Annotated in this window: 21 protein-coding genes and 1 pseudogene; 7 read left to right on the forward strand and 15 right to left on the reverse strand. The window is 42.1% G+C overall.

Going from position 1 to position 25,335, the window contains the following annotated elements; all coding sequences use genetic code 11:
• Nucleotides 1-84: 84 nt before the first annotated feature.
• From U2P89_RS01185 to U2P89_RS01195, 3 genes are read right to left on the reverse strand one after another with little or no spacing between them, the layout of a single operon-like run.
• The gene (locus U2P89_RS01185; RefSeq protein ID WP_313381979.1) at nucleotides 85-462 is read right to left on the reverse strand and encodes a hypothetical protein; all 378 of its coding nucleotides are present in this window, start codon (nucleotides 460-462) and stop codon (nucleotides 85-87) included.
• A 12-nt stretch (nucleotides 463-474) separates the two neighbouring features.
• A complete protein-coding gene (locus U2P89_RS01190; RefSeq protein ID WP_313381978.1) occupies nucleotides 475-1,683 on the reverse strand; it encodes a site-specific integrase in 1,209 nt (402 codons plus the stop codon).
• 29 nt (nucleotides 1,684-1,712) lie between these two features.
• A complete protein-coding gene (locus tag U2P89_RS01195; protein ID WP_313381977.1) occupies nucleotides 1,713-2,942 on the reverse strand; it encodes a site-specific integrase in 1,230 nt (409 codons plus the stop codon).
• A gap of 282 nt (nucleotides 2,943-3,224) precedes the next feature.
• Here U2P89_RS01195 and U2P89_RS15210 point away from each other — a divergent pair, with 282 nt between their 5' ends.
• Nucleotides 3,225-3,413 carry a tyrosine-type recombinase/integrase gene (locus U2P89_RS15210; protein WP_409568075.1) on the forward strand — a complete coding sequence of 63 codons (189 nt, stop codon included), beginning with the start codon at nucleotides 3,225-3,227 and terminating at the stop codon, nucleotides 3,411-3,413.
• Nucleotides 3,414-3,524: 111 nt separating this feature from the next.
• Here U2P89_RS15210 and U2P89_RS01205 read toward each other — a convergent pair whose 3' ends face one another.
• From U2P89_RS01205 to U2P89_RS01245, 9 genes and pseudogenes are all read right to left on the reverse strand, one after another.
• On the reverse strand, nucleotides 3,525-4,049 hold the full coding sequence (locus U2P89_RS01205) for a signal peptidase II (RefSeq protein ID WP_175456855.1): 525 nt from the start codon (nucleotides 4,047-4,049) through the stop codon (nucleotides 3,525-3,527).
• Nucleotides 4,050-4,062: 13 nt separating this feature from the next.
• A complete protein-coding gene (locus U2P89_RS01210; protein ID WP_139224142.1) occupies nucleotides 4,063-5,091 on the reverse strand; it encodes a hypothetical protein in 1,029 nt (342 codons plus the stop codon).
• Complete coding sequence (locus U2P89_RS01215) at nucleotides 5,078-6,190, reverse strand: PDDEXK nuclease domain-containing protein (protein WP_313381976.1); 1,113 nt, start codon at nucleotides 6,188-6,190, stop codon at nucleotides 5,078-5,080. Before U2P89_RS01215 ends, U2P89_RS01210 begins: the two co-directional genes overlap by 14 nt.
• Nucleotides 6,147-6,449 (reverse strand): annotated as a pseudogene (locus tag U2P89_RS01220) (site-specific integrase); the annotation flags it as partial. The pseudogene U2P89_RS01220 and the gene U2P89_RS01215, both read right to left, overlap by 44 nt.
• The gene (locus U2P89_RS01225; protein ID WP_313381975.1) at nucleotides 6,364-7,026 is read right to left on the reverse strand and encodes a hypothetical protein; all 663 of its coding nucleotides are present in this window, start codon (nucleotides 7,024-7,026) and stop codon (nucleotides 6,364-6,366) included. The pseudogene U2P89_RS01220 and the gene U2P89_RS01225, both read right to left, overlap by 86 nt.
• Entirely contained in the window at nucleotides 7,013-7,516 is a 504-nt protein-coding gene (locus U2P89_RS01230) for an RNA polymerase sigma factor (RefSeq protein WP_091909463.1), read from the reverse strand. Before U2P89_RS01230 ends, U2P89_RS01225 begins: the two co-directional genes overlap by 14 nt.
• Nucleotides 7,517-7,687: 171 nt before the next feature.
• Complete coding sequence (locus tag U2P89_RS01235; RefSeq protein WP_322190374.1) at nucleotides 7,688-10,216, reverse strand: outer membrane beta-barrel family protein; 2,529 nt, start codon at nucleotides 10,214-10,216, stop codon at nucleotides 7,688-7,690.
• Between the two features lie 71 nt (nucleotides 10,217-10,287).
• Nucleotides 10,288-11,019, reverse strand: coding sequence for a type 1 glutamine amidotransferase (locus U2P89_RS01240; protein ID WP_322190375.1), 732 nt, complete (start codon nucleotides 11,017-11,019; stop codon nucleotides 10,288-10,290).
• A 37-nt stretch (nucleotides 11,020-11,056) separates the two neighbouring features.
• Complete coding sequence (locus U2P89_RS01245) at nucleotides 11,057-11,179, reverse strand: hypothetical protein (RefSeq protein ID WP_322190376.1); 123 nt, start codon at nucleotides 11,177-11,179, stop codon at nucleotides 11,057-11,059.
• Between the two features lie 352 nt (nucleotides 11,180-11,531).
• On the opposite strand from U2P89_RS01245, the gene U2P89_RS01250 reads away from it, so the two are divergent.
• Nucleotides 11,532-12,440 carry a metallophosphoesterase family protein gene (locus U2P89_RS01250; protein WP_322190377.1) on the forward strand — a complete coding sequence of 303 codons (909 nt, stop codon included), beginning with the start codon at nucleotides 11,532-11,534 and terminating at the stop codon, nucleotides 12,438-12,440.
• Nucleotides 12,441-12,452: 12 nt separating this feature from the next.
• On the opposite strand, the gene U2P89_RS01255 is transcribed toward U2P89_RS01250, so the two are convergent.
• Both U2P89_RS01255 and U2P89_RS01260 read right to left on the reverse strand, forming a co-directional pair.
• On the reverse strand, nucleotides 12,453-14,051 hold the full coding sequence (locus U2P89_RS01255; protein ID WP_322190378.1) for an ATP-binding cassette domain-containing protein: 1,599 nt from the start codon (nucleotides 14,049-14,051) through the stop codon (nucleotides 12,453-12,455).
• 128 nt (nucleotides 14,052-14,179) lie between these two features.
• Nucleotides 14,180-15,817: an ATP-binding cassette domain-containing protein gene (locus tag U2P89_RS01260; RefSeq protein WP_322190379.1), complete on the reverse strand. Its 1,638-nt coding sequence runs from the start codon at nucleotides 15,815-15,817 to the stop codon at nucleotides 14,180-14,182.
• A gap of 278 nt (nucleotides 15,818-16,095) precedes the next feature.
• On the opposite strand from U2P89_RS01260, the gene U2P89_RS01265 reads away from it, so the two are divergent.
• Both U2P89_RS01265 and U2P89_RS01270 read left to right on the forward strand, forming a co-directional pair.
• On the forward strand, nucleotides 16,096-18,054 hold the full coding sequence (locus U2P89_RS01265) for a heavy metal translocating P-type ATPase (RefSeq protein ID WP_416188602.1): 1,959 nt from the start codon (nucleotides 16,096-16,098) through the stop codon (nucleotides 18,052-18,054).
• A gap of 73 nt (nucleotides 18,055-18,127) precedes the next feature.
• Nucleotides 18,128-18,601 (forward strand): Fur family transcriptional regulator, encoded by a 474-nt coding sequence (locus U2P89_RS01270; RefSeq protein ID WP_322190380.1) that lies wholly within the window; start codon nucleotides 18,128-18,130, stop codon nucleotides 18,599-18,601.
• 397 nt (nucleotides 18,602-18,998) lie between these two features.
• On the opposite strand, the gene U2P89_RS01275 is transcribed toward U2P89_RS01270, so the two are convergent.
• Nucleotides 18,999-19,643 carry a response regulator transcription factor gene (locus tag U2P89_RS01275; RefSeq protein ID WP_322190381.1) on the reverse strand — a complete coding sequence of 215 codons (645 nt, stop codon included), beginning with the start codon at nucleotides 19,641-19,643 and terminating at the stop codon, nucleotides 18,999-19,001.
• A gap of 161 nt (nucleotides 19,644-19,804) precedes the next feature.
• Between U2P89_RS01275 and arfB the strand changes: the two genes are divergently transcribed.
• The 3 genes from arfB (at nucleotide 19,805) to U2P89_RS01290 (ending at nucleotide 25,329) form a co-directional block, all read left to right on the forward strand.
• A complete protein-coding gene (gene arfB, locus U2P89_RS01280; protein WP_322190382.1) occupies nucleotides 19,805-20,218 on the forward strand; it encodes an alternative ribosome rescue aminoacyl-tRNA hydrolase ArfB in 414 nt (137 codons plus the stop codon).
• Nucleotides 20,219-20,566: 348 nt separating this feature from the next.
• Nucleotides 20,567-21,862, forward strand: a complete 1,296-nt coding sequence (locus U2P89_RS01285; protein WP_322190383.1) for an O-acetylhomoserine aminocarboxypropyltransferase/cysteine synthase — start codon at nucleotides 20,567-20,569, stop codon at nucleotides 21,860-21,862.
• A 269-nt stretch (nucleotides 21,863-22,131) separates the two neighbouring features.
• Entirely contained in the window at nucleotides 22,132-25,329 is a 3,198-nt protein-coding gene (locus U2P89_RS01290) for a SusC/RagA family TonB-linked outer membrane protein (protein ID WP_322190384.1), read from the forward strand.
• Nucleotides 25,330-25,335 lie beyond the last annotated feature (6 nt).

Consider the following 25,335-nt stretch of genomic DNA (forward strand, 5'->3'; position numbering starts at 1 on the left):
AGATTCTACAAATTTAGTTGAAAATATTGATATTCTTAATGGTAGATAAGTCCCGAAAATCTAAACCCCTCATAAATGTGGAGTTTAATTTAACATTAAGTTTTGCAAAGACAGAAAAATGGTTTGAGATAAACCATGCCTTGTAATTCTGTGAACTAACCATTTTCTAAAGATATCCGCATTTGCCGACCGTACCCTGAAAGCAATAGCAATAACCATTTCCAGCCCATAATAATCAGGATAAACGTTCAATCCCTCAACGGAGCCACCCTTCGAATCATCGCCTCTGGCAATCCCTGCCTTTTCAATAGCCCGGATATGCCTTTTTGCCGTCAGATAGTAGATACCGAACAAATCGGCAATCTCTGAAATGCTCATTTTTGTTTCACCCGGAACGATTACCGTTCCATTATCTGTGATCGTTATTATTTGGCTATCGCCGATTTTCAATTTTCTTTTCATCGTTACTATGGTTTATTTTGCGTTGTTTTTCATTGTTTTTCTTCGCTCCATCAGCTTGTCCATATCCTCCGAGATTTTATCGTCCGTTATTTTGGCATACCCCTGTGTGGTGGAGATATTGGCATGCCCCATCATTTTGGCGATGCTTTCAATGGAGATACCCGCTGAAAGTAAGAGGGTTCCGAACGAATGGCGGCTTTTATGGTAGGAGAGGTTCTCTTTCAATCCCGCAACAACACCTATCTGGTTGATGTCGTTCCATATCACATCCCGGTTCTTGGGCAACGGAAATACAGGCCGGCTGTCATCGGCAGTGTTGTAAAGTGAAAGTATCTGTTCGGCTACCGGGTGCAGCGGGATGAACGCTTCCACATTGGTTTTTACCCGCTTCTTACGGATATACAACCTGCCTGCGGCTGTCTTTCCGATATGGCGGGGATAGAGCCGCTGCATGTCCACATAGGCTAACCCGCTGAAAGAGGAAAAAATGAACATCCGGCGTACCAGCTCCAGCATCCGGCTGTGCATGGGGGTTTCCATAATCCGTTTCAATTCGCTCCTTGTTATGTATTTCAGTTTAGGCGGCTCTTTCTTTTCGTAAGCAACGTCTTCCAACGGGTTAGCCCTGAGTATTTCCTGGTCTACAGCAATATAGACAAGCCTGTTCAGCCAGCAGAGGCAGTGGTTGATATGACCGGATTTGTATCCCAAGTCCCTCTTAAGAAAGAGTTTAAACGACTCACCGAACTCCCCGGTAATTTCTGTAAAGGCAATATCCTTTTTGCCTCTTGACAGGATAAAGTCGCGCAAATTGGCTTGGGTGGTTTTCGAACCCCGGAAAGTGGAGGTTGACTTAATTTCCAAAGAGCGTAGCCGTAACCGCTCGCGCTCTGCTTCTCCTGCCTGTAACAGCATGGCCGGAACGGAGTTCACTCCTGCGATTGTATTTTTTAGCAGTTCGGCACTGACAACCCCCTGCTCTTTGAGGATATTTTCATAGGTTTGTTCAATCCGTAAACGGTATGCTTTGAGCCGGTTATCACTTCGCTCATTCTTAATTTCTCCTTTTCGGGCATTCCAGTCATCTGGACTGCAATAAATACCTGTCGATATTACTGTTTGTTTGCCATCTATGGAAATCCGGCATAGGATAGCTGTCGTGCCGTCCGCCTTTACTTTATTCCTGTTTATATAGAATAATATTCTGAATGTACTGCGCATATTTTTTTGTTGTTTGTTTTGTTTGAAAATTAAAGAACTAATTGTAAATCCCCGGTTGTTCCGATGAATTTATCCATATCCTCGAAAAGTTTCTTCGGGGTAACACGGGCATATATCTGGGTGGTGGTGATGTTATTGTGTCCGAGCATCCGGCTGATGGTTTCTATCGGCACGCCCTCTTCGAGCGTGACCAAACTGGCAAACGAGTGCCTTCCGGCATGGTAGACCAGGTCTTGCGAGATACCCGCCATAATCCGCAAGCCTTTCATGTTGGATCGTAAAGTAGCATAGAGTTGTTTCGGGAACAGCGTTTCCCGATTCTTATCCCTGTACTTTTCAATCAGGGCGATTGCTTCGGGCAGCAGCTTGACACGCCCCAACAACTCGTTTTTCTTCCGGCGGTATTTCAGCCACAGGCTGCCTTTATCATCGGTAAAGATATTTTCTTGTGTGATGGAAACGGTATCGGCATACGAAGTACCCGTATAGCATGCAAAAAGAAACAAATCCCGTGTAATGACATGGGAAATGCGTTTTTCGGGTATTTCCAAGTCCCGGATCTTCTCGAAATCTTCACGGCTCAATGCTTTGGGGGTGGTTTCTTTCTGCTTGGGCAGCTTGTAATGGGCAAAATGGAATTTCTCGGAGATACCTTCCTTGAAAGCGATCTTACAGATCTTTTTCAGGATGGCAAGGTAATGGCGTACGGTATCCATCGCATATCCCTGTTCTGTCAAGACAAAATCCTGATACTCCCGGATAAACTGTTCGTTCAGTTGTCCGAAAGCCACATCTTTGGTTTTGAACTTCTTTTTGATAAACTTGCCGAGTGAACGGTGGGTGTACACGTAGGTGCTTAAGGTGGTCGGGGCAACGTCTATTCCGATGCGGGCTTTCAACTCCTCCATATGTCGGTCGAGAAGGGCAAGCAGGCTCATCTGTGCACTCATACTTCCCTGAAACAGGTCTTTAACCGTTCCGGCATCGAATGATTGCTTGCGTTCGATCAAAGAATCGAATGCGGCATGAACGGCCAACAGCAACTTTTCGATTTTCTGATTTATTTCTACCGCTTCACGGCTTTTGCCGTCCAACCGGCTCTCGCGGGGATTCCATAAGTCGGGCGTACAGGATAGCTTACAGCTAAACTGCGCCATTGAGTGGTCCAGGGTAATGCGCCCCATGATGGGGGCTTTGCCCAACTTGTCCAGACTGCTTTTTTTAAGGTAAAGCAAGACCTTGAATTTTTCTATTTGCATAACACTTATTTTTGTGGGCTTTGCCGAAAGGCAAAGTTACCGGTTATATAAGTGCCCTTTGTTATGCAAAATGCTGTGATTCAGAACAAAAGAACCCGGTTCGGAATGCGTTGTTACCTGTCGGTATTCCGGTAACTAACCGGCTAACGGATTGGTAACAGAAATCCTGCAATATTTTGCCGGAATTTGATTTCAGACAACATACAGAAAAGAGAAAAACAATTCATTATAAACCGTTTACGTTACAATTGCCGTGACCTGCTTTTTCTTGTTTGAGACTGAATTACTCATACTGCAAGGCATACATTTGCCACTTTTACTCTAACAAAAGGAGTTTCTATTGAAAGTGTTTCCAAAATGTTAGAGCACACCAATATCAATATCATCATGCGATGCCACGAAGATAAATTGAATCTGAGGGGAGGACTGATATCGTCGTTGGATGAAAATCAGTCTTATGATAATGAATGATTTACGATTATACTTTCTGATACGATTTCGTAGTACGGTCGTAGTCGATGGGGATAAAACGGATAATCATAGACTTTCTAACAAGCCTATTTCTGTGTATTTTTTTCGTTATTAGTTCCGTTTTAATTTACTCTTTGCAAATGAGACAATATTTTTTGTTTTTACATTATTTATTTCTGCCTTATTTTTATGAAAAAATATAAGAACCAAAATAACAAAACAATTCAGATATAAATCTTTCAAATCAAAAACAAACAATGGTTTTAGATATACATAATCCCAGCTTCCACCAAAAAAGATATTGTCGGATAAAGAGCATAGTAATCCTGCAAAACCAAATATAAACGCTGTATCAAGCAATTTCCCTTTCTTTGATATGGCCTTCATATAAAGATAAAAAAGACATAATACACCGAAAAATATAATGCCTGTTGCTAAACGTGCCCAACGTCCTACATTAATATTCATTAAGCTAAGCCAATAAAAGGATTTATCGTTGAGTGTTGGTTTAAACTCTAATAAAGACGGTATAATTTCAAAATTTATATCCCGATAGTTTGTGCTAATTACCAATTTAATAACTTGCTCGATTGCTACCAATACGATTGTCCATAATATGACTGTCCTGATTTTCATGTTATTCATTTTTTTAGAATTTGTATTCGTTGAATACTATTTTGTAGGTATCGATAAATTTTTCTCTTCTGCATTCTTCAAAATTCTGACCTATTGAGATATGATAACGAGATTCGAAGAATGATCTTATCTTCGGGTCTTTTCCGGGTAGAAAATATTTGTTGTCCATCAGGGCAACAAGAAATGTGACAAGTCTTTTTATATCCGGCTTCCCATTATTATGCGTAGAGATCCAGTGAAGTTCAGTGTTCAGGTATTTGTCGGGGATAAGTTTTTGTTCTAAAATAAGCAGATTCTCATATTTGTCTGTCCTGAAAATCATATCTGGTTCTATCTCGGTTTGTAGTTCTTGTTCCGGCTCTGATATTTTGGTAATAGATTCAGATGTAGGTGTATTTTCTTTTTCAATAGGAAAATAGTTATCCAACAGGGAGATAAAGGTGTACCCTAATTCGTAAATCCTTCCAAATACATTTTCAAGGTATTTGGATGCATGATTATCAGATTCTTTCTGTTGCTCATAAAAAACACTCAATTTCTCTTGCTCCTTTTTATAGGCTTGTTCAAGCCGTTCTTCATCTTTGGTTAAGCGTTGTGTTGCCATTTTATCGTCTTGCCAGCTTGCCGACTCCAAAGAGTTCCTGACTTGCGTAAGCTCCTTCCATAGTTTATTGGTATTCTTTAGCTGTCCGTCTATTTCGATATTAAGTGGCTTACGCCTACTTGAACAAACTTTGATAATATCCACTTTATCAAAGAAGTCCTTATTTGCGGAATAGAATTCAAGATTCTTACTTATTTCCGTTCGCAAATTAGAGATAATCTGTCCTTGTTTTTCTTTATCCGTTGAAAGATAAAAGTTTAGAATGATTTTTTCAAATATCTGTATATCATTGAAGTCACGATAGAAATCTGTGATGCTACATTGTGTATCGAAACTCAATACGGACTTATTTACGGCTTCTTGGTATAGTATATTAACTGACCTGTATCGGGGAAGTAGGTCGGTGAGTAGGGAAACATGTTCGTTAGGAGTTTGCATTTTCGTCTAACTCTTTTATTTCTCGTTTCAATTCCGTCAATAATTGTTTTTCTGTTGGTAAATAGAGCTGGTATTTACTTGCCATTATTGTTTTATTCTCCTCTGGTAAAGAATATTTAACTACTGCGTTATTTTTGTCAGCACAAAGCAAAACGCCAATGGTTGGATTCTCGTCTGCTGTTTTCTCGTATCTGTTGTAATAATTCACATACATTTGCAGTTGTCCGATGTCGGCATGTGTAATTTTATGTGTTTTTATTTCGAAAATTACAAATGAGCGCAACAAACGATTATAAAAAACCAAATCAATAAAGAATTCATCATCCTCCAGTAAGATTCGCTTTTGCCGTGCAACAAATGAAAATCCATTGCCCAACTCCAAAAGAAACGATTGCAGATTGGTTATCAATGCACTCTCCAAATCTTTTTCGTAATATGTGGCATCACGCTTCAAACCTAAAAACTCTAATACCATCGGGTCTTTTATGATTTCCGTTGGTAGTTCCGCAGTTCTTTGTTTTCGTGCAATTGCTAAAACCGCTTCTTTGTCATTACTTAACAGCAACCTTTCGTACAAGCCTGAATTTATTTGCCTTTCTAGTTCACGCCCTGTCCATCCATTGTTTGCGGATTCTAATTCATAATATTCTCTTTTGTCTTCATTATCAATCTGAATCAAAAGGCGATATTGCGACCAATTAAATTGTGAACGCAGTGCGTTCATATTTGGATAAGTTCGGTAGAACTGTCTGCAAAATGCTAATTGGCGATACGAAAAACCACTTCCAAATTCAGGTTCTATACTTGCTGACAGGTTGTGTATTAGAAAACTTCCATATTCGGCACGCTCTTTTCCTTCTTGCTCTTCGACAAAAATACGTTCGCCTAATCTCCAATACATTCTCACTCGCTCAAAGTCAACGCTTCTTATTGCAGATGTTCTTGCGGACGATATGATTTGTTTTATATCGGAAATGAAATCTTTCCGAAGTTCTATATTTCTGTCGCTCATATAGTTGTTGATAATTGTTGAGATACAAAGATAGTCTGTTTTTTTATAACTGATTGAATTTATCCATTGCATTTGCTCTAATGTCATCGGCAATGTCAATATAGGGTTTCATGGCTTTATAGTCGCTATGCCCAGTCCATTTCATTACAACCTGTGCAGGAATACCGAAAGACAAGGCGTTGCATATAAAGGTTCTTCGCCTCACATGAGTTCCGAGCAAAGCATATTTAGGTGTTGTCTCATCAATCCTTTGATTTCCTTTATAGTAGGTCTTTCGAACAGATTCGTTTATTTCCGCCAACTCTGCCAACTCTTTCAAATAATCGTTCATTTTCTGATTCTTCAAATTGTGTATATAGCTCTTTTAATTCATCGAGGGTTTTTTTGTAATTCCGGCTCAAAAAACGTCTTATTATCAAAAAGTAAATGACAAGACCGATGGGAATAATAAAGAGAGTTAATAAACTCGGAGTTATTTTTCCAACTACCTGATATAAGATATAGAAACCTATTGCGCAAAGGAAAGAAAAGCCATATATGAGCAAATCATATTTAGTATAAAAATTGACACTTTTCTCAACTTCTCTTATTCGATATTCCAACCATTCTTTCACAGGTATACCGTAACTGTATTTTTGCATTTTATATGCAGAACGCTCCCAAAAAAAATAGGATACAGATACTATGATCAATGCACAGAAATCGACGAGCATTACTTCTTTGCTTCTATTACCCCAAACCAATATTACAATAATGAGTATCGCTACTCCAATGATAATAAGTCGGAAAGTTCCCGAATAGATTGCTTTCATTGAGCTTTGTGCGGACTTGATAACTATTTTATTCAATTTTGAATTGGAATAGGGTTTAATATTTTCCTCTATTCCTTCTTTCCAGATATTTTTAATGTCATTTGTTTCCATTGATATTGCTATTAAAATGTTTCTGTAATTGATTTTTGAGTCGATGAACCTTGACGCCGATGTTAGAACTGTTCATTCCAACAATTTCGGCGATCTCATGATAATTATATTCCTCCATATAAAGTAGCATAATGGATCGGTCTATTTCGTTCAATTCGTAGAGGGCATCTATCAGTCTTTGATAATTTTCATTCTGTTCGATATGTTCGTAAGGATCAATCATATCGACGTCAGGTACCGAATCCCGGAAATCTAGAAGACTGTCCTTTCTGATTTTGGAAATAGAGGTATTTATGGCTACTGTATAGATCCATGAAGCCGGCTTTTCTCTGTTTTGTAATGAATGGAAAGAACGCCAAAGCTGGTAGGCCGTTTCCTGAAAATTCTCCTCTTTGTCAGCTTTCGACTTAAAATAAATCTGATTTACCTTGTGGATAATACCTTGGTAAGCGGATAGCATCTTTAGGAATTCTTCCTGGTTTCTCTTCATTTCTATTTGAATTTATTTTATAGTCGAAGAAGAAGCGGTTTTATTACAAAACTGATGAAAAAATGTTTCTCATTTTTTTGTAGGATTTGTCGTCTCTTTCAATAGGAATACCCGATTTCACATCTATGAGAGATGTAAAACCGGGTATTTTTTAGTATCTCTGTTCGGGATCTACCTGTTGGTTCCCTCAAACATGTCGTGATTTGGACCTTCTGCTTTCCTCTGTTGTTTGAAATTATTGAAAGTGTAGGTCAATGTCAGGGTGAACAAGGGTGAACGCGGATAAATTTTGGTGAGGGTTTCCATTCCAATGCCGGAACGCGTGTTGATATACTCTGCTGTGGAGAGAATATCCCTGACTACAAGGCTGGCCGTCAATTTCTGTTTGGGGAATTGCTGACGGGCAGCGATATTCAGGTAGAAAAATCCGTCTACACGTCCTTGTGTACTCACCATTGGGCCTACGTAATAAGCTTCCAGCCGAACACGGGTGTTCTTCGCTACATCAAAGTTGTTGTTGACGGATAACTGCCAGTTCCAGCTCTCTTCGTCATCATCTATCTTAAACTGGTTTTTAATCCTATAGAAATAGTAACTTGTATTTGCATCCAGGTTCCAGTATTTGTTGAATTGCAGGTTCGCAGCCAATTCTATACCGGAGGAATAGTCGTTACCTACATTTGCCATCGAGTCGAGTGTTACACTTGAATGGTAGGGGACACGAAGACGTTCGATTTTATCTTTCCTGGCACGGTGGAAGAGCGTAGCGGAAATCGTATTGCCATTCTTAAAATTATAATTATAACCTGCTTCCACAGAATTCGTGTATTCCGGTTTGATAAACGGGTTTCCCATCTGGGCAGTGTTATAGTCCACATATACCACATAAGGCTCCATGTAAAACAGTTCCGGTTGGGTGATCCTGCGTGTATAGGCTGCCCGTATCTGTGAATGGTCATTTAAAGTATAGGAAACATGTACCGACGGGAAGAGGTCGAAACGGTGGCGACTATGACGTGCCCATTCGAAGTTATTCCCGAGTTTACGATAGGTGTATTCTCCCCTTAAGCCTAACTGATATCCGAAGCGTTGATGTACATCGGATATCAATGCATATATCGCGTGTATATCCCGGCGAAAGAGGTATTTGTTGTATAGGTCGTCACGCCTGATAAAAGCATCCTGTTCCTGATCAAACATATCGATTGTGTAATCTCCGTCTTCGGTGTAAGAGAACAACTGATAGCCCGATTCAAACTTTCCGGTTTCATTGTCAAAAGGATAGACATAATCCGCATTTACCTGGCCGGTAAACCGGTACTCATATTCCCATGCACGATGACCATTTACCTGTTTTCCCTGCATATCCCACAGGTCGGTCTGGAAATTTTCCATTGCTCCCCCTTCGTATAATCCATACAAAGAGGCGGTCAATTTATGTCCCTCCCTTCCGGAGAAGTTATGCTCCACTCCCAGATCACCTCGTAAATGATATTCGTATAGGTTCACGAAATCCTTGCCATCAAACGATCCGTACGTTTTTTCTCCTGTGGCTACAGTCTCGTATATGTCTTCATAATGAAGCTCTCCGCCTCTCCAACGGTCCCTGTAACCTCCTGTAATACCTGCCGACCAGGTGGTGTTCTCTTTGAACCAGTCGAATGACGAAGTGAGGTAATACCATGCCGTATGTCTTTTCCTTAAGCCGGTGGAATGGTCTGTGGTCAATAATTCGGGAGTGATGATTGTCTTTAGTTGATCGTAATCACTCAGCACAAAACGGCGTGACGCTTCGCCTGATAATTGCCACCGGAAATCTTTTTTGCGGAGTGCCACCAGAAAATCGATATTTCTCGACCAAACGGAACTTCCCATCAGGTTGACCATTCCGCTCCATCCCTCCATATCACTTTTCTTTGTGTTGATATTGATAATACCGACCGCACCGTCCGCATCGTTTCTGGCAGAAGGGGTAGTCAATACCTCAATATTATCGATCTGTCCGGCAGAGATTTGTTCCAGAGCGGCAGCACCGTTCAAGGAACCCGGTTTTCCGTCGATATATACTTTAAACCCGGAACTACCCCGGAAGGTTATTTCACCTTCTGCATCTACACGAATTGAAGGAGTCTGCATCAGAATGTCTGCAGCAGTGCCTCCCGCAGCAGAGAGAAATTCTGCCGCTTCGATCACTTGTTTGTCCAGCTTATATACGACTTGTCGCTTGCGTCCCGTTACCACAACTTCAGATAAGAGTTGCTCGCTCTCTTCTAACAGGATATCGGGTAATACAATTTTTCTTTTTTCAGTTGAAATTTCAAATGGACTGGTTTTGAGTGGTTCATATCCGATAAAGCTGACCGCGATGAAATACCCTCCTTTGTTCCTGGGAGTGAGGCTAAAATTTCCTGAGATATCGGTAGCTGTATAATCGACAGGTGTACTGTCATTTGCATTGTATAAAACAAGACTGGCAAATTCTACGGGCGTATTGTCGGTCTTGCTGATAATCCGGCCTTTTACCTGATAGGTTGATGCAGCCTCGTTGCTTTGTGCAAAGATATTTGTGACTGCCGGAAAGAAGAGTAATATCAGAATAACGAAAACATTTAATAAAAATCTATTAAGGGACAATTGCTGTAAATCCGATGTATAACTAAATGAAAGAAGATGGGATACTATTACTCGAAAAATTCGCATATGATATTATTCTAATTGGGGTGCAAATATAAGTATTATTAATCTATCGAAAAATGACATATACCAGATATTTAAAGATATTCTATATGATTTCTCAATTCAGATGCTAGTTTGTCAAGGAATCCAAACAATTTGTCATTCATTTCAGTGTAGTTATAGCTTCGTATTTCATTGGGCTTTTGTACGTATTTGTAAGTTGTATTGTTTGTTAAAAATTCAACTTCTTCTGCAATAAGTAATTCAACAACTTCGGGTGTGAATTCCATATGGCATTGAAAACCATACACCAAATTGCTGTATGCTACAATCTGTCTTGGACAGCCCATGCTTGTTGCCAATACTTTACTTTGAGGTGTAAGCCCGGGCATATCGTTGTGCCAATGTCCCACAGGTAAAGTTAGACCGAAATGGTTTATTTTTTTGTCTTTTAATCCGTCCTCTGTAAGTCGTATGGGAAATATGCCGATTTCCTTTTCAGGGCTATGTTGAACGGCTGCACCCAATGCATCACCAATGAGCTGCGAACCAAGGCACACCCCTATCACTGCTTTGCCGGCATTGACAGCTTTTTTTATCAAAGCCTTTTCAGCCTGTGCGTCGAAATAAGGACATTCTTCTTTTGTAGTATCGGGACTTTGAGGCCCGCCCATTACGATCAGTAAATCTATATTGTCCGTCGTTTCAGGCAAAGGTTGGTTTTTATATACCTTTGAAAAAGTAATAGTATGATTTTTTTGTTTTGCCCATTCAAGATAGGCTCCCGGAGCTTCAAAAACTTCGTGCTGTATAAAATGAATATTCATTATTCTTCAATTATAATAGTTCTTTCACTTAATATTATTAATATGCCTGTTTTATTCCGATATAATAGCCGGAGCTCCTATAATGGCGTTGCCCGAGGCCGGATGTTCCGGTTCTCACGATGATTATATTCCTGATATAGCTGATTCCACTGGATACCATTCATCGCTCAGTGTTATTTTCACAAAAGTACTTTTTTTATATTGACAGATAAAATAGTTTATTAGAATTAGTCGTTTTGAGTCGCCTTCGCTCCTCGATTGTTAATTGAGTCGCCTTCGCTCCTCGATTGTTAATTGAGTCGCCTTCGCTCCTCGATTTTCAATTCTACGCTCAACAGAGGCAAAACTTGTTTTGCCTCTGTATTCGCTTAACGAAATAGTTCATTGTTTTTCCTTTGTAGGATTCTTGAAATATTGATGCATATAGATTGTCCTTTTGGTATAAATAATATTTATTTGAACTAACTTTGCGATATTGAAACAAATCAGTATGAAACGAACATGAAAACCGTATGAAGAAATTAATTATTGCCGTTTCGTTAATAGCTTTATTTCTTTCCTGTACAGGAAATTCAGGGGAAAACAGCAACTTGGATAAAGAAGTAGCGTTCAGTTTTGCATTTCTGACAGATGTGCATATGAACAGCAATAATATCGATGTCAGTGCTGCCGGACTAAAACAGGCATTGGAACATGCAAAATCGCAAAACATAGATTTTGTGATTTTTGGCGGCGACCTTGCAGATCTGGTTCACTTGCAGCCCCAAGACTCATTCAGAGCCGATTCACTCATGAGCGTATTTAAATCGGTTGTAACCGGGTCCGGAGTAAAGCCATATTTTGCCATTGGTAATCACGATAGATATTACACATTTAATAATGAACCCGATGTGTCGGGATTTAAATTTTTTGAAAAATATTTTGGTGAAACCTATTATTCTTTTGATCACAAGGGAATTCATTTTGTGATATTAAACAGCGTGCAAATCAATGATTCAACGGGGAAATACTGCGTAGGTCCCGAACAGGTGGAATGGCTAAAATCCGATTTGGCAACCATATCCCGGGAAACTCCGCTGGTGGTTGTTACGCATGTTCCTTTTCAGTCGCTATATTACCCTGCTATGGAAGGTGTAGTCAAAGATGCGGATATGTTCTCCAATTTCAAGGAGGTATGGGATATCCTGCTGGATTATAATTTGAAAGTCATTCTTCAGGGACACCAACATTTACATGAAGAGTTGTTGGTAAATAATACTTATTTTGTTACAGGTGGCGCTGTTTCTGCAGGATGGTGGGGAGGTCCGCTACTCGATACAGAAGAGGGATATATGCTCGTCCGGGTGGATAACGAAGGGAACATGTCATGGAATTATATTGATTACGGTTGGGAGGCAGCCAACAAACAAGAAAATAGATAAAGAAACTCTGTATTAAATTCTTATAACTTTATCAACCACCCCTTCAAAGTCTTTCAGGTGGGTAGCCATCAGAATGGTGATGTCAGGGTACTGTGATTTAATATTACGGAAAATATCAATTGCGTTTTCGGAACTGATACCGGCGGTGGGTTCGTCGACGACCAACAACTGGGGCTCTTTGAGGAGCGCCTGTGCCAACAGTAACTTCTTCCGCTGTCCGCCACTCAACGTTTCACCGTTTTCACCCAGCCAGCTTCCCAGACCATCGGGAAGTGATGACCGCCAGCCTGAGAGATCGACTGTTTTCAACACCTGTTCAATCGCTTCATCTGGATAGCCTTCGAAGTTTTCACGTAACGTGCCGGTAAGCAGGTAGGCTTTTTGAGTGACATAGACAGCTTCAGGCACGGGTAAATGAGTCAACTCCTTGTCACTGTTCCAGGTCAATGAGCCGCTACGCCGGTACTCAGGGTAAAAAAGGCTGTTCAGCAGGGTGGTTTTCCCTTTCCCTGTTTCGCCAAAGAGTGCGATCCATTCTCCCTTTTTAATCTCTAACGACACATCGGCAGTGCGTACGGGCGTATCGGGGATTTTTGCACTTACACCATTCAGGGTTAGATTTTCCAGGGCAGAACTTACCTGTACCGTCTCAACGGGTTGTTCACCTTGCTTGATAATCGACTCCACATCGCTGATCTGCTGCTTGACCGCACTTTTTTCCGATTTTCCCGAGAAAAGCATCTCCGATAATTCGGCTTGTGCCATGATTCCAAAGAAAATCCCGATGGCGGTGGAAGCCTCAATACCGTAATTCCCCGAATTCCAGAGCAGGAAAGCGGCTATATAGCTAAATCCGAGTCCGGCAATCAGTTGCAGATAGAATGAGTTGGTTTGCAGTTTATTTTCCAATCGTTCAAGTTGTTCCAATCTTTGCTCATATTGCCCGATCACCTTCTCCTCCATATTGTATTTTGAGATCTCTATCCGCCCCCGGAAACTTTGGATAAGTTCCTGGTTGTTTTCGTCCCGATATGTTTTCAGTGACTCGTAGAGTTTTCCGTTTTTCCGGAAAAAGAGTTGGGGGACAATGAACAGGAGTATGGCGGCAGAAATCAAAAACTCTATGGCTATGACCTGTGAGAACAGGATAAGAAAAACAAAGTAGATGACAAGGGAAACTACCAATGCCGTGAGCGGTAAAAGCCATAAGAGGATGTAATTCAGTATCTGTTCAACACCTTGTGTGCTGTTCTCCAACAATGTCGAGTTGTTGTTGACCTGTTTCTTGAAATAGGGAAATTTAGCTACCGCCCGGAATATCCTTAACTGGATACGCTGCTGTGCGTCGAGGGTGGTTTTGTGATTTTCTATCCGCTCGAAATACCTTGTCGCAGTGCGTAGCAGCGCCAATAGACGGATGATGGCAGACGGGATCAGATAGGAGAATGTAGTGCTGGCCGTGATGAATGCTACGCTACAGATGGCCAGAAACCACCCCGAGATAGCCGGAAGGGCTATAAATGCCGCCGTCCATAGGGCGAGCAGCAAGAAACCTCTTACCCATTTACCTGCGAAGGGTTGCAATATATGTTCTACAACAAACTTATGCATACGGTTAATTTACTTTTTTGACCATAATTGAATGAGATATCGGGTGGCTCATTAGTCCCATTGTCCCATCAGTTCTATTATTCACATTATTCTCATTGGCAAATTATTCTCATTGGCATATTGGCACATTAAACCTGTTCCCCCCAGTTTAAGTTTAATGTGACATCGGCCACAGCGTCGAACATTTTCTCGTGCGAAGCAACAATTACCAACCGCTCTTCGGCCAATTTAACAATTCGAGGAAGAATGATTTCGATTGTATCGCTATCCAAATTGGCCGTCGGTTCGTCCATGATCGCTACCGGCCTGGGATGTAACATCATCCGTGCAAGCGTCACCAGTTGTCTTTCTCCACCCGAAAGTTGTTTTCCGTTATGACTCAATTCGGTCTGCCATCCATCCTCCTTTTTAGCAAGTATCTTGTCCAGGAATTCAGGATACCAGGCCTGTTTCTCTGCCTCTTTCTCAAGGAAGACGTTGTATCGCAGCGTTCCGTCGAAAATGAATGGAAACTGGTTCATATACGACGAGTTCTCTTTTAACCACTGGTGAGACCACTCGTTGTCCTTGCCATTGACTGAAACCATACCCTCCTGCGGGAACAGGCTACCTGTGCAGATTTTCAGCAGGGTGGATTTTCCTGAACCCGAAATACCTTTCACCAATACCAATCCTTTTACAGGCAGTTGCAGGTTGATATTATTCAGCACTTTGACCGGCGAGTCGGGATAAGCAAAATGCAAACCTTTGATCTCAAAACTATTGATCTCTTCATTTATATCGGCCAGAGGAGGGACGGCCTCTTGGTTCAGTATAGGCATCAGCAGTTCTGCCGAGGCCAAAGCCTTGTTCCGGTCGTGATAAGCACCTACGAATTTCCGCAAATAGAAGAAAAAATAAGGTGTAATAGTCAGCAAAAACAATGCAGTACCGAAATCATAACCTTTCCCGTAATTAGGACCGGGCATAATCCCAAGTAAGCTCATCCCCAGATAAATGGCAATAGCGGCAATGGCAATTGTGACGAAAAGTTCCAGCGCTGTGGACGATAGGAATGCAACCCGCATGACACTGGTCGTCGCTTTACTCAGTTCCTTACTCTTTCCCGATAAAAAATGGTATTGTGCTTTGAAGTTGTCAAGATTGACGATCTCCGCAATGGTTTGGAGACGGTTATAAAACACAGCCGAATATTTCAGGAAGAGATTGGTATGTTTTCTGTGAAGCGCTTCAGCGCCTATGCCGATGACCGCCATCTGCATGGGGATGACCAGCAACGATACCAGTAATATAATCCCTACCCATCTTTCAATCCAGAAACAGACAATCAATAATACTGTACTGACCAAAGCCGTAGCCACAGAGTAGGGGATAAAAAAAGCGTAAAAAGGCTTCAGGTCGTCACTTATCCTCGTAACGTACAAAGCGCTTGAGGTGGAGTCTAGTTGACTGTTGTTAAGTAACAGAGGATATATTTTTTTCTTGATTTTGGAAACGATTATATTGCCGGCATTGTAGTTGAACTGTGAGGCGAAGTGGGCGAAAACATACCTGCCGGTGAGAAACAGTGATGCATACAGCAATCTATCGGGTTGTACAATCCCCTTGTCGACCCACGCTGCAGCGAATTCCGACAAATACCAGCAAAAAACGACAAAAGATGCTGCGCTAATAACGGTAAATGCCGAGGCAGCTATATATGCACCTTTTGCTTCTGCAATCCTCTTACCCAGCCATTGTGAAGCGCTTTCCTGATTTGAACTCATTAATTATCTGTGATCTTAATTTCCCTTTTGCTGAAATTGAATGGGTTTTATTATCAGCAAAGATAATTATTTTAGGCAAATAAAAGTCACAAAACGAAGACTATGGGGAGATTGCAACCCAGTTGCACCGGATTGGTTGTACTTTTGCATTAAATATATTAAAACTGAACTTTCGCAAGTACATCAGATGAAAATATACGACTAAGTCGAAAAAATTCAGAGAATGGTTTAGTGACAATTATTCAATTTTCGAAAGTTGAATAGCAAAATACGATATTATGGCAAATTGTTGTAGTAATGGCTCTTGTTCGGTAACTCCGGTCACCTTAAGCGCCAATAAAACAGATAAGATATCTCAGAAAGGCCCCATTACAAGGGCTGTGATATCATTTGTGTTGTTGATTGGTGGAATAACCATGTCCGCTACGAATATTTCCTTCTTCGAAAATCAATGGGTGCGATTGGTGTGGTACCTTATTGCCTATTTTCCGGTAGGTATTCCCGTATTAAAAGAAGCCTGGGAAGCCATGAAGGAAAAAGATATTTTCAATGAATTCACCTTGATGAGTATTGCCACAATCGGGGCTTTCTTTATTGGAGAGTACCCGGAGGGCGTAGCGGTCATGTTGTTTTATTCCATCGGGGAACTATTCCAGCAAGCGGCTGTCAACCGGGCCAAGAGAAGTATTGGGGCATTACTTGATGTCCGTCCCGAGAAAGCATCTGTGATGAGGGATAATGGTATTGAGACGGTTTTGTCTGAAGAGGTCAGTGTAGGTGAAACGGTCGAAGTAAAAGTCGGCGAACGGGTTCCGTTGGACGGTATTATGCTTACCGATTCGGCATCGTTCAATACTTCTGCGCTGACGGGTGAAAGTGTTCCCCGAAATATCAAAAAAGAGGAAGAGGTACTGGCGGGTATGATCGCTACGGATAGCGTCTGCCGGATAAAAGTAACCAGACCATTCGGGCAAAGTGCGCTTGCACGTATTTTAGAACTCGTGCAAAATGCCACTGAACGTAAGGCTCCGGCCGAACAGTTTATCCGTAAATTCGCCCGTATCTATACCCCGGTTGTCACTATGTTGGCCGTGCTGATTGTGGTATTGCCCTGGGTATGGTCACTGATTGACCCTGAGTTTATGTATCTGTTTAATGATTGGTTATACCGTGGATTGGTATTTCTAGTGATATCCTGTCCATGTGCATTGGTGATCAGTATACCATTAGGTTATTTCGGCGGGATCGGTGCCGCATCGCGTCAGGGGATTCTGTTCAAAGGCGGCAATTATCTGGATGCTATTACCAGGATCAATACTGTGGTGTTGGATAAGACCGGTACGGTGACCAAAGGTGTATTTGAGGTGCAGGATATCATTCCCGAAGAGGGTTTTTCGAAAGAAGAATTGTTGCACGCAGTGGCTATTGTGGAAACGCAGAGCAACCACCCGATAGCCAAAGCCATTGTTTCTTCGGTACCCAAAGAAAGAATACCCTTTGCACAACCGGTAAATGTCAAAGAGGTGGCGGGACAAGGTCTGGAGGCTGAACTCGACGGAAAGAAGATCCTCGCCGGAAACATGAAACTGTTGGATACCAATGATGTTGCTTATCCTCCGGAAGTGGCAGATATTCCTGAAACCACTGTCTTGTGTGCAGTAGATGGGAAGTATGCCGGGTACATTGTTGTAGCTGATGAGCTTAAGGAGGATGCGAAAGTGGCGGTCGAAGAGTTACGCAAAGCCGGGATAAAGGATATCGTGATGCTTTCGGGTGATAAACAAGCTATCGTATCGAAGTTGGCCGGAGAGTTGGGTATCGACCGTGCTTACGGAGATCTGTTGCCCGAAGGCAAGGTACAACGGTTTGAGGAACTTTCTATTAATCCGGGCAATAAGGTCTCTTTTGTGGGAGATGGAATAAACGATGCTCCTGTGCTGGCTATGAGTGATGTGGGTATCGCGATGGGAGGTTTGGGGAGTGATGTGGCTATAGAAACGGCAGATGTAGTCATTCAGACCGACCAGCCGATTAAAATACCTATGGCAATCCGTATTGGCAAAGCTACCCGTCAGATCGTCATACAGAATATCACAATGGCCTTTGGTGTCAAACTTATCGTACTGATTCTTGGAGCCGGAGGACTGGCCACTTTGTGGGAAGCGGTATTTGCAGATGTAGGCGTATCGTTACTGGCTATACTCAATGCCATCCGCATCATGAGAAGGAAGTTTTAGGTCGATCTTGCCAGTAGTCGGATTACAATGATTATATTTACATTTTGTATTGGGTAAAATAGTCTACAATTATATGGATACGAAACATATAGAAAAGATACTTCACCATAGGGAAATAAAGCCGACCGCTATCAGGATACTGGTATTGGAAGCCATGCTTCACCATGCTTCAGCTTTCAGCCTTTCCGATCTGGAGAGTGAAATGGGAACAGTTGATAAGTCTACGCTATCGCGAACGATAAACCTTTTTCATCAACATCATCTGATCCACAGCATAGACGACGGTTCCGGCTCCATTAAATATTCGGTCTGCCGTGACGATTGCCAGTGCTCCCTTGGCGACCTGCATGTACATTTCCATTGTAATAAATGTGGAAACACTTACTGTATGGAAAGTATTTCCATCCCTGATATACCTTTACCCCGGAACTTTCGTCTTGAGAATGTTAATTTCGTGATGAAAGGAGTTTGTGCTCAGTGCGTCACGTTTGGGGGGATTCCTGAATTCTTCATCTTCACCGCCAATCAGGAAACGACCGTCGTCTGAAGTACGCATATATAAATAAGGATCGGCTGTATTCCAGATGAGTACATCTTTATATTGACGGTAGAGCTTTTCGTCCACTTCCGAAATAATGGCATAAGAACTGAGCCAATCCATATCTTTTTTAAAGGCGGCAAAATAGAGTGAGTCTTTTTTCTTGAAACCGGCTTTCGATTTTATCTTCGAAGCAATTTCTCCCAATTGGTCTATTGCCTTGTAACAAGCATCGTAACTTGCTACGGCTCCTTTCTCGCCGACCAATTTAATCAATTCATACAAAGGGGTATCGATCTCGAATTGGAGCATTGATGTGGTAGCGGAAGAACTTCCGTTGCATACCTCGCGTTTGTCTATCAGTATCGTTTTATACCCTTCTCCAACACATTGGTGTGCTATCAAACTAAATATAATACTCCATCAGATCGAGCAGGCCGGCTTGCAGTGCATATTTTGTGGCTTCGTGCGCATTATTTACAGCTAGTTTCCGGAAAATATTCCGGCGGTGGGTATTCACGGTATGGAAACTGAGGTGTTTCTCAAAAGCTATTTCTTTAGTGGTTTTCCCGAGGGCTATCTCCCGCAGAATACTCTTCTCTGAGGGGGTCAGAGTATCCGACTCTTTTTTCTGAAAGTTTCCGTCCTTTAGTACCGACTCTGCAATATCGCATAAATAGGTTTCACCGTAGGTGGCACAGGTAATGGCATCAAGGATATTCTGTAGTGGATTGTGCTTCATCACTACGCTGATACTGGGATCGATCAACAATATCTGATGTAAAAAACGCTCCTCTAACTCGTCAGAAAACAAAATCCATGACGATGCTTTTGCTCCCATCTTCATGTTTAAAAGTTGATTGACGGAAACAAAATCAAATAGCGTGTAATCCAGTATCACAACCGATTCGGGATAGCTGCGCAATCGTGCCTGCAGCTCGCTGCGGGTACGAGCCGTTTCCACACGGTTTTTCATATCCTGTGATCTCAGTACAGATATAAGTCCTTCCCGTGTAATATCCTGATTATCGGCGATGATATAAGTATGCATTTTTATTATCTGAATGAACTGACTACGAAGTTAAACAAAAGTTTCAAAACATCCTTTATGGAAGCTCAGTTTTTGTATAAATAAGGTTATATTTGCAGAACATAAGATGCGCCTCGTCTTGGCTTTTATTGTGTTTGTGATTCAGTTTTCAAACCGTAGTAATGATGGATATCGATATAGAGAAGGTGGTTGGGGAATGTGTTTTTACTGCTGTAAGAAGTAGTGGCAGTGGGGGACAGAACGTGAATAAAGTAGCCTCGAAAGTCGTGCTCTCGTTCGATGTGAACGCCTCGGAAGCCCTTACTGATGTCCAGAAACAGTTGATCCTCGGGAAATTATCCAACCGCATCAATAGAAACGGAGTATTGCAGATCAGTAGCGACTCCGAGCGTACTCAGTGGCTGAACAAAAAAGCAGCAATAGGAAAATTCCGGCTTCTTATCCGGCAGGCACTCAAAGCCGAAAGGAAAAGGATTGCGACCAAACCGACATTTCAATCCATACAAAAACGGTTGGATGATAAAAAACAACAATCCGGGAAGAAGCGCCTCCGCTCCGGTGATTTTGATATGTAGATTTTTTCGGATATTTCAGATATGCTACTCTACTTACCCATCTTTAGAACGAAAAATATCTCCCTACGATACTCTTTTTTAAATATACTATATTTGTGGTATTGTCATACTTTATCCCTTGCCCTATCTTTGCATCGTTAAACAAGGCTAAAAGTAAAAAAATAATGAAAACGACAGACATTCATTTTGCTTCTCTTCCATATACAAACAACCTTCATAAGGCTTCTCTCCCGTTAAGCCGAATGTGCTGCTGACAGCACACCTGTAATTCTACATACCCTTTTTGCAATCGCAAAACTTCAATATTTTTCTATTTACACATTGTATTTTATTTAAAACATTACCAATATGAGCAATTATAAATTTGAAACCCTGCAGGTACACGCGGGACAAGAAGTAGACAAAACAACGCACTCACGTGCTTTACCAATATATCAGACATCATCCTATGTGTTTGAAGATGCGAAGGACGGAGCCGATCTTTTCGGACTTCGCAAATTCGGGAATATCTATACCCGTTTGCAAAACCCGACGACCGACGTTTTTGAAAAACGCGTGGCAGCTTTAGAGGGTGGTGTGACCGGATTGGCCACCTCTTCCGGACAATCGGCGCAATTTATCGCGCTGAATAATATCTTACAGGTGGGAGATAATTTTGTTTCGACTCCTTTCCTTTACGGTGGGACGTATAATCAATTCAAATCGCAGTTCAAGCGATTGGGTATTGAAGTTCGTTTTACTCCCAATGAAAATCCTGAAGAGTTTGAAAAACTGATTGACAATAATACCAAAGCCATTTATCTGGAGTCGATCGGTAACCCGGAACTGAATATTCCCGATTTCGATGCCATTGCCGAGGTCGCCCATCGACACGATATTCCATTGATCGTGGACAATACATTCGGTGCGGGCGGTTATCTTTTCCGTCCAATAGAACACGGTGCGGCAATAGTGGTAGAGTCGGCTACCAAATGGATTGGCGGCCACGGGACCTCCCTTGGAGGAGTGATTGTGGATAGCGGTAAATTCAACTGGGGAAATGGTAAATTCCCTTCCTTCACCGAACCGTCTGAAAGCTATCATGGATTGGTTTTCTGGGATGTATTTGGTGCGAATGGCCCGTTTGGAAATATTGCTTTCAATATCCGTGCGCGGGTAGAAGGATTGCGCGATTGGGGAAATACGATCAGCCCGTTCAATTCTTTCCTCCTTGTACAAGGATTGGAAACCCTGTCGCTTCGTCTGGAACGTCATGTGGAGAATACGCAGGCGCTGGCCGAATGGCTCGAGCAGCATCCGAAGGTAGAATATGTAAACTATCCGGGATTGGAGAGCAGTAAATATTATGCTTTGGCACAGAAATATTTCCCCAAAGGACCGGGAGCCGTGCTTACATTCAAATTGAAAGGTGCACCTGAGGATGCTGACAAACTGATCGATAGTGTACAGTTATTAAGCCATCTTGCCAACGTTGGAGATGCTAAGTCGCTTATCATTCATCCGGCAGCTACTACGCACGAGCAATTATCGCCTGAAGCCCAAAGAGCAAGCGGTGTGGAACCTGGATTGCTTCGTATTTCTGTGGGTATTGAAAATATCGATGATATCAAAGCCGACCTGCAGCAGGCACTTGACAAAATTTAAGAATAAACCCTTTAAATAACAACCAGATGCACCTGTTCAACGCTAAGCGCATGCATATCACGATGATGAATTGTCGCAAATTACCCGACAGTCGGTATCTCTTATGTACATAGGTGAAACAGGTATATAAAAAGAAACGGCTGATCATTAAAATGAGTCAGCCGTTTTTTATAGGTAACAATTTGTAGTCAACAGTTAGAAGAGAAACTCCACAAACTATTAAAACAGAGAATTTAAAGATATTTTTCTAACATAAATATTGAAAGAAGATGAAGGTTATCAAAGCAAGTCTAGTTCTATTTCTCAGCCTCTTTGTGCTTAGTCTTTCGGCACAGAATAGAGGCACGGTTACCGTTACCGGAAATGTGACTGATCCGCAAGGAATTCCGCTTGTCGGTGTTACCATTGTGGATAAGGGTAATCCCGCGGTAGGAACGGTATCTGATATTGACGGTGATTACAGTATAAATATTGAAAGTGGAACAGTCCTTGAATTTTCCTACATAGGCTTTACAAGTCAGGAGGTTCAGGTATCAAAATCGGAAAGAATCGATATCATCCTGCAGGAAAGCACTACGACATTGAGCGAAGTGGTGATTACTTCCCTGAATATCCCCCGAGAAAGGAAAGCGCTTGGTTATGCGGTGCAGAATGTTTCATCCGATGCATTTCAGACGCGGCCGACGAATCCGTTGACAGCCCTTTCCGGTAAGATAGCAGGGTTGCAGGTTATCTCGGGTGGAAGTAATCTTGGTGGTTCTTCGCGAATAACCTTGCGCGGAATTAATTCCATCACTGGAAACAACCAACCGTTGTATGTTATCGATGGTGTTCCGCTGGATAACAGCGATCTGAACAGTTCCTCTACAATCCACGGCAGTGCAGGGAAAGATGTCGGTAGTACTATCCAGGATATTAATCCGGATGATATTGCCTTTGTAAACGTGCTGAAAGGTCCATCCGCAGCTGCCCTCTACGGGTCTCGTGCTGCCAATGGGGTGATTCTGATTACCACTAAAAAAGGAGAGAGTAGTGTCGGTAAGATTGCCATTGAACTCAATACCGGTCTGGAATTTGAAAATGTGGTACGATTACCTGAACGCCAGAAATTATATGGTGGTGGCTACAATACGAGTTTTGCAACTGCGACCATCGATGGGCAAACCTATAATATTGTGGATTATGCGGCGGACGAAAGTTGGGGACCCAAGCTGGACGGTACCCCTGTGTTGCACTGGTACAATCTCGATCCCGAATATCCGGATCAATACCTGAACCCTGAACCATGGGTATATCCCGAGCACGATGTGAATTATTTCTTTAGAACCGGGATTGCCAATACAAACAATATTTCACTCTCCAAATCGAACGATAATTCGGCTTTCCGGGTATCATTCACCAATAAAAATGTGACCGGAACTATTCCAAATGCTTCACTTGACAAGAACTCACTCAGTCTTTCCGGGAACGTCGACGGGGAATATGTTTCGTTCTTCGCAAGTGCCAATTACCTGAAGACGGTATCCAAAGGCCGTCCGTGGACAGGTGCATCCAACCGGAATATCATCCTCGAGGCGTACCAGTGGGGAGCGGTGCAGGTGGATTACAAGAAACTGAGTGAATACAAACGCCCGGACGGAACGCCCCGCGCATGGAACCGTACCGGTTACAGAAACACGGTTGAAGACGAAAAGACAAAATATATCGACAATCCCTACTGGTCTGCCTATGAGAGTTATCTTGAGGAAGACAGGGACAGATTGTACGGAAATTTCGGAATACAAGTCTCCCCCGTATCATGGTTTTCGGTGACCGGCCGTATTTATGCCGATGTTTTTCAGTACAACTTTCAGGACAGGATTGCGTATAATTCCCGTTCGCAATCCATGTACCAGGAATATAGCCAAAAGTATGGCGAATTTAATTACGAATTATTGACTACCCTCAATCGTTCATGGGATGTCCATTCACTGGTTGCTAATTTAGGGACAAACTTCCTACAGAGGAACCGTCGTATCAGCGATATATCTACTTCGGGCGGATTGATTGTGCCTAATTACTACAGTCTGAATAACGCTACCTCTACAGTCATCAGCCCTGAAACAGGATTATACAAAAAAGAACTCTCTTCTGTTTTCGGAAGTGTCTCTTATGGATGGAGAAGTACTGTTTATCTCGACGGTACATTCCGTAACGACTGGTCCTCGACTTTGCCTGTAGGGCATAATTCCTATTTTTATCCTTCGGTAACTTCATCGGTTATCCTGAGTGAACTACCCGGTTTGAGAGAACAAAGATGGCTGTCGTTTGCAAAATACCGTTTGGGATGGGCGCAGGTTGGGAACGATACCGATCCCTATCGGCTCTATAAAGTATATCAGGCTATCACACCCATTAACGGGAATATTGCCTATACGTTACCGGACCAGTTGAACAACCTGAACCTCAAACCCGAAATTACCTCTTCACTTGAAACCGGGTTAGAACTCCAACTGTTCAAAAACCTGTTGAGTATCGACTTCACTTATTACAACAATACAAGTCGCAATCAGATTATTTCGCTTCCTACCTCCGACGCGTTCGGTTACTCTTCAAAGTTGATTAACGCCGGTGAGATCAATAACAAAGGTGTTGAGGTGATTCTTGGAGTGAATCCGGTTAGAACCCGCGATCTTGACTGGAATTTTTCAGTCAATTACTCTAAAAACAGCAACAGGATCATCGAACTTTCCGATGCCGTAAGCCGTCTCGATTTAAGTACTTCACTGGTCAGTCTGGTTGCCCAGGAGGGTGAAAGTTACGGACAATTGTATGGTTATGATTTCGTGTATGCTCCTGATGGACAAAAGGTGATCGGTGATGATGGACTTTATATGCGTACACAACAACTGGTGCCACTTGGCAGCGTTTTACCTGATTTCCTGTGGAGTTTCCAAAACGGATTGCGGTATAAGAACTTGCGGTTCAATTTCCTGATAGACTCCCGTGTGGGAGGTAAATTCTTCTCCCAAACTTATAAGGTGGCGATGTATTCGGGAATCTTACCGGAAACGGCAGCCAACGGAATCCGTGAAACGGGGGTTGTCGCTGATGGTGTGACTGCTGATGTAACATTCAATCCTGACGGAACTTATTCGGTAACCAATACAGCTCCGAATACACAAAATGTGACAGCGCAGGCATGGGCAAGAAACCATTACAACGGGCCGACAGCATTCGATATTTTCGATGCTACATTTATTAAACTCAGGGAATTGTCGTTAGGATATGATTTCAGATTACCCGAAAATGTGCCGGTCAAAAGTATCGGAGCTTCGCTTTATGCACGCAACCTGTTTTACCTGTACAGGAAAAGTAAAATTATCGATCCTGAACTCACGAACAGCAGTGGAAACGTACAGGGAATTGAAGGCGGAAATATGCCGACTCCTCTTACTTACGGAATTAATCTGAGTATTAAGTTTTAAATAGAT

The organism is Proteiniphilum sp. (genome assembly GCF_034331125.1).
Taxonomy (GTDB): Bacteria; Bacteroidota; Bacteroidia; order Bacteroidales; family Dysgonomonadaceae; genus Proteiniphilum; species Proteiniphilum saccharofermentans.

What these genes read in the sequence shown, in the direction of transcription:
- U2P89_RS01215 (WP_313381976.1), bottom strand. Translation starts at nt 6,190, where the DNA reads ATGACATTAGAGCAAATGCAATGGATAAATTCAATCAGTTATAAAAAA.
- U2P89_RS01260 (WP_322190379.1), bottom strand. Translation starts at nt 15,817, where the DNA reads ATGAGTTCAAATCAGGAAAGCGCTTCACAATGGCTGGGTAAGAGGATT.
- U2P89_RS01255 (WP_322190378.1), bottom strand. Translation starts at nt 14,051, where the DNA reads ATGCATAAGTTTGTTGTAGAACATATATTGCAACCCTTCGCAGGTAAA.
- U2P89_RS01265 (WP_416188602.1), top strand. Translation starts at nt 16,096, where the DNA reads ATGGCAAATTGTTGTAGTAATGGCTCTTGTTCGGTAACTCCGGTCACC.
- U2P89_RS01245 (WP_322190376.1), bottom strand. Translation starts at nt 11,179, where the DNA reads ATGGTATCCAGTGGAATCAGCTATATCAGGAATATAATCATCGTGAGA.
- arfB (WP_322190382.1), top strand. Translation starts at nt 19,805, where the DNA reads ATGATGGATATCGATATAGAGAAGGTGGTTGGGGAATGTGTTTTTACT.
- U2P89_RS01285 (WP_322190383.1), top strand. Translation starts at nt 20,567, where the DNA reads ATGAGCAATTATAAATTTGAAACCCTGCAGGTACACGCGGGACAAGAA.
- U2P89_RS01195 (WP_313381977.1), bottom strand. Translation starts at nt 2,942, where the DNA reads ATGCAAATAGAAAAATTCAAGGTCTTGCTTTACCTTAAAAAAAGCAGT.
- U2P89_RS01290 (WP_322190384.1), top strand. Translation starts at nt 22,132, where the DNA reads ATGAAGGTTATCAAAGCAAGTCTAGTTCTATTTCTCAGCCTCTTTGTG.
- U2P89_RS01240 (WP_322190375.1), bottom strand. Translation starts at nt 11,019, where the DNA reads ATGAATATTCATTTTATACAGCACGAAGTTTTTGAAGCTCCGGGAGCC.
- U2P89_RS01230 (WP_091909463.1), bottom strand. Translation starts at nt 7,516, where the DNA reads ATGAAGAGAAACCAGGAAGAATTCCTAAAGATGCTATCCGCTTACCAA.
- U2P89_RS01250 (WP_322190377.1), top strand. Translation starts at nt 11,532, where the DNA reads ATGAAGAAATTAATTATTGCCGTTTCGTTAATAGCTTTATTTCTTTCC.
- U2P89_RS01205 (WP_175456855.1), bottom strand. Translation starts at nt 4,049, where the DNA reads ATGAAAATCAGGACAGTCATATTATGGACAATCGTATTGGTAGCAATC.
- U2P89_RS01210 (WP_139224142.1), bottom strand. Translation starts at nt 5,091, where the DNA reads ATGCAAACTCCTAACGAACATGTTTCCCTACTCACCGACCTACTTCCC.
- U2P89_RS01270 (WP_322190380.1), top strand. Translation starts at nt 18,128, where the DNA reads ATGGATACGAAACATATAGAAAAGATACTTCACCATAGGGAAATAAAG.
- U2P89_RS01275 (WP_322190381.1), bottom strand. Translation starts at nt 19,643, where the DNA reads ATGCATACTTATATCATCGCCGATAATCAGGATATTACACGGGAAGGA.
- U2P89_RS01190 (WP_313381978.1), bottom strand. Translation starts at nt 1,683, where the DNA reads ATGCGCAGTACATTCAGAATATTATTCTATATAAACAGGAATAAAGTA.
- U2P89_RS01235 (WP_322190374.1), bottom strand. Translation starts at nt 10,216, where the DNA reads ATGCGAATTTTTCGAGTAATAGTATCCCATCTTCTTTCATTTAGTTAT.
- U2P89_RS01225 (WP_313381975.1), bottom strand. Translation starts at nt 7,026, where the DNA reads ATGGAAACAAATGACATTAAAAATATCTGGAAAGAAGGAATAGAGGAA.
- U2P89_RS01185 (WP_313381979.1), bottom strand. Translation starts at nt 462, where the DNA reads ATGAAAAGAAAATTGAAAATCGGCGATAGCCAAATAATAACGATCACA.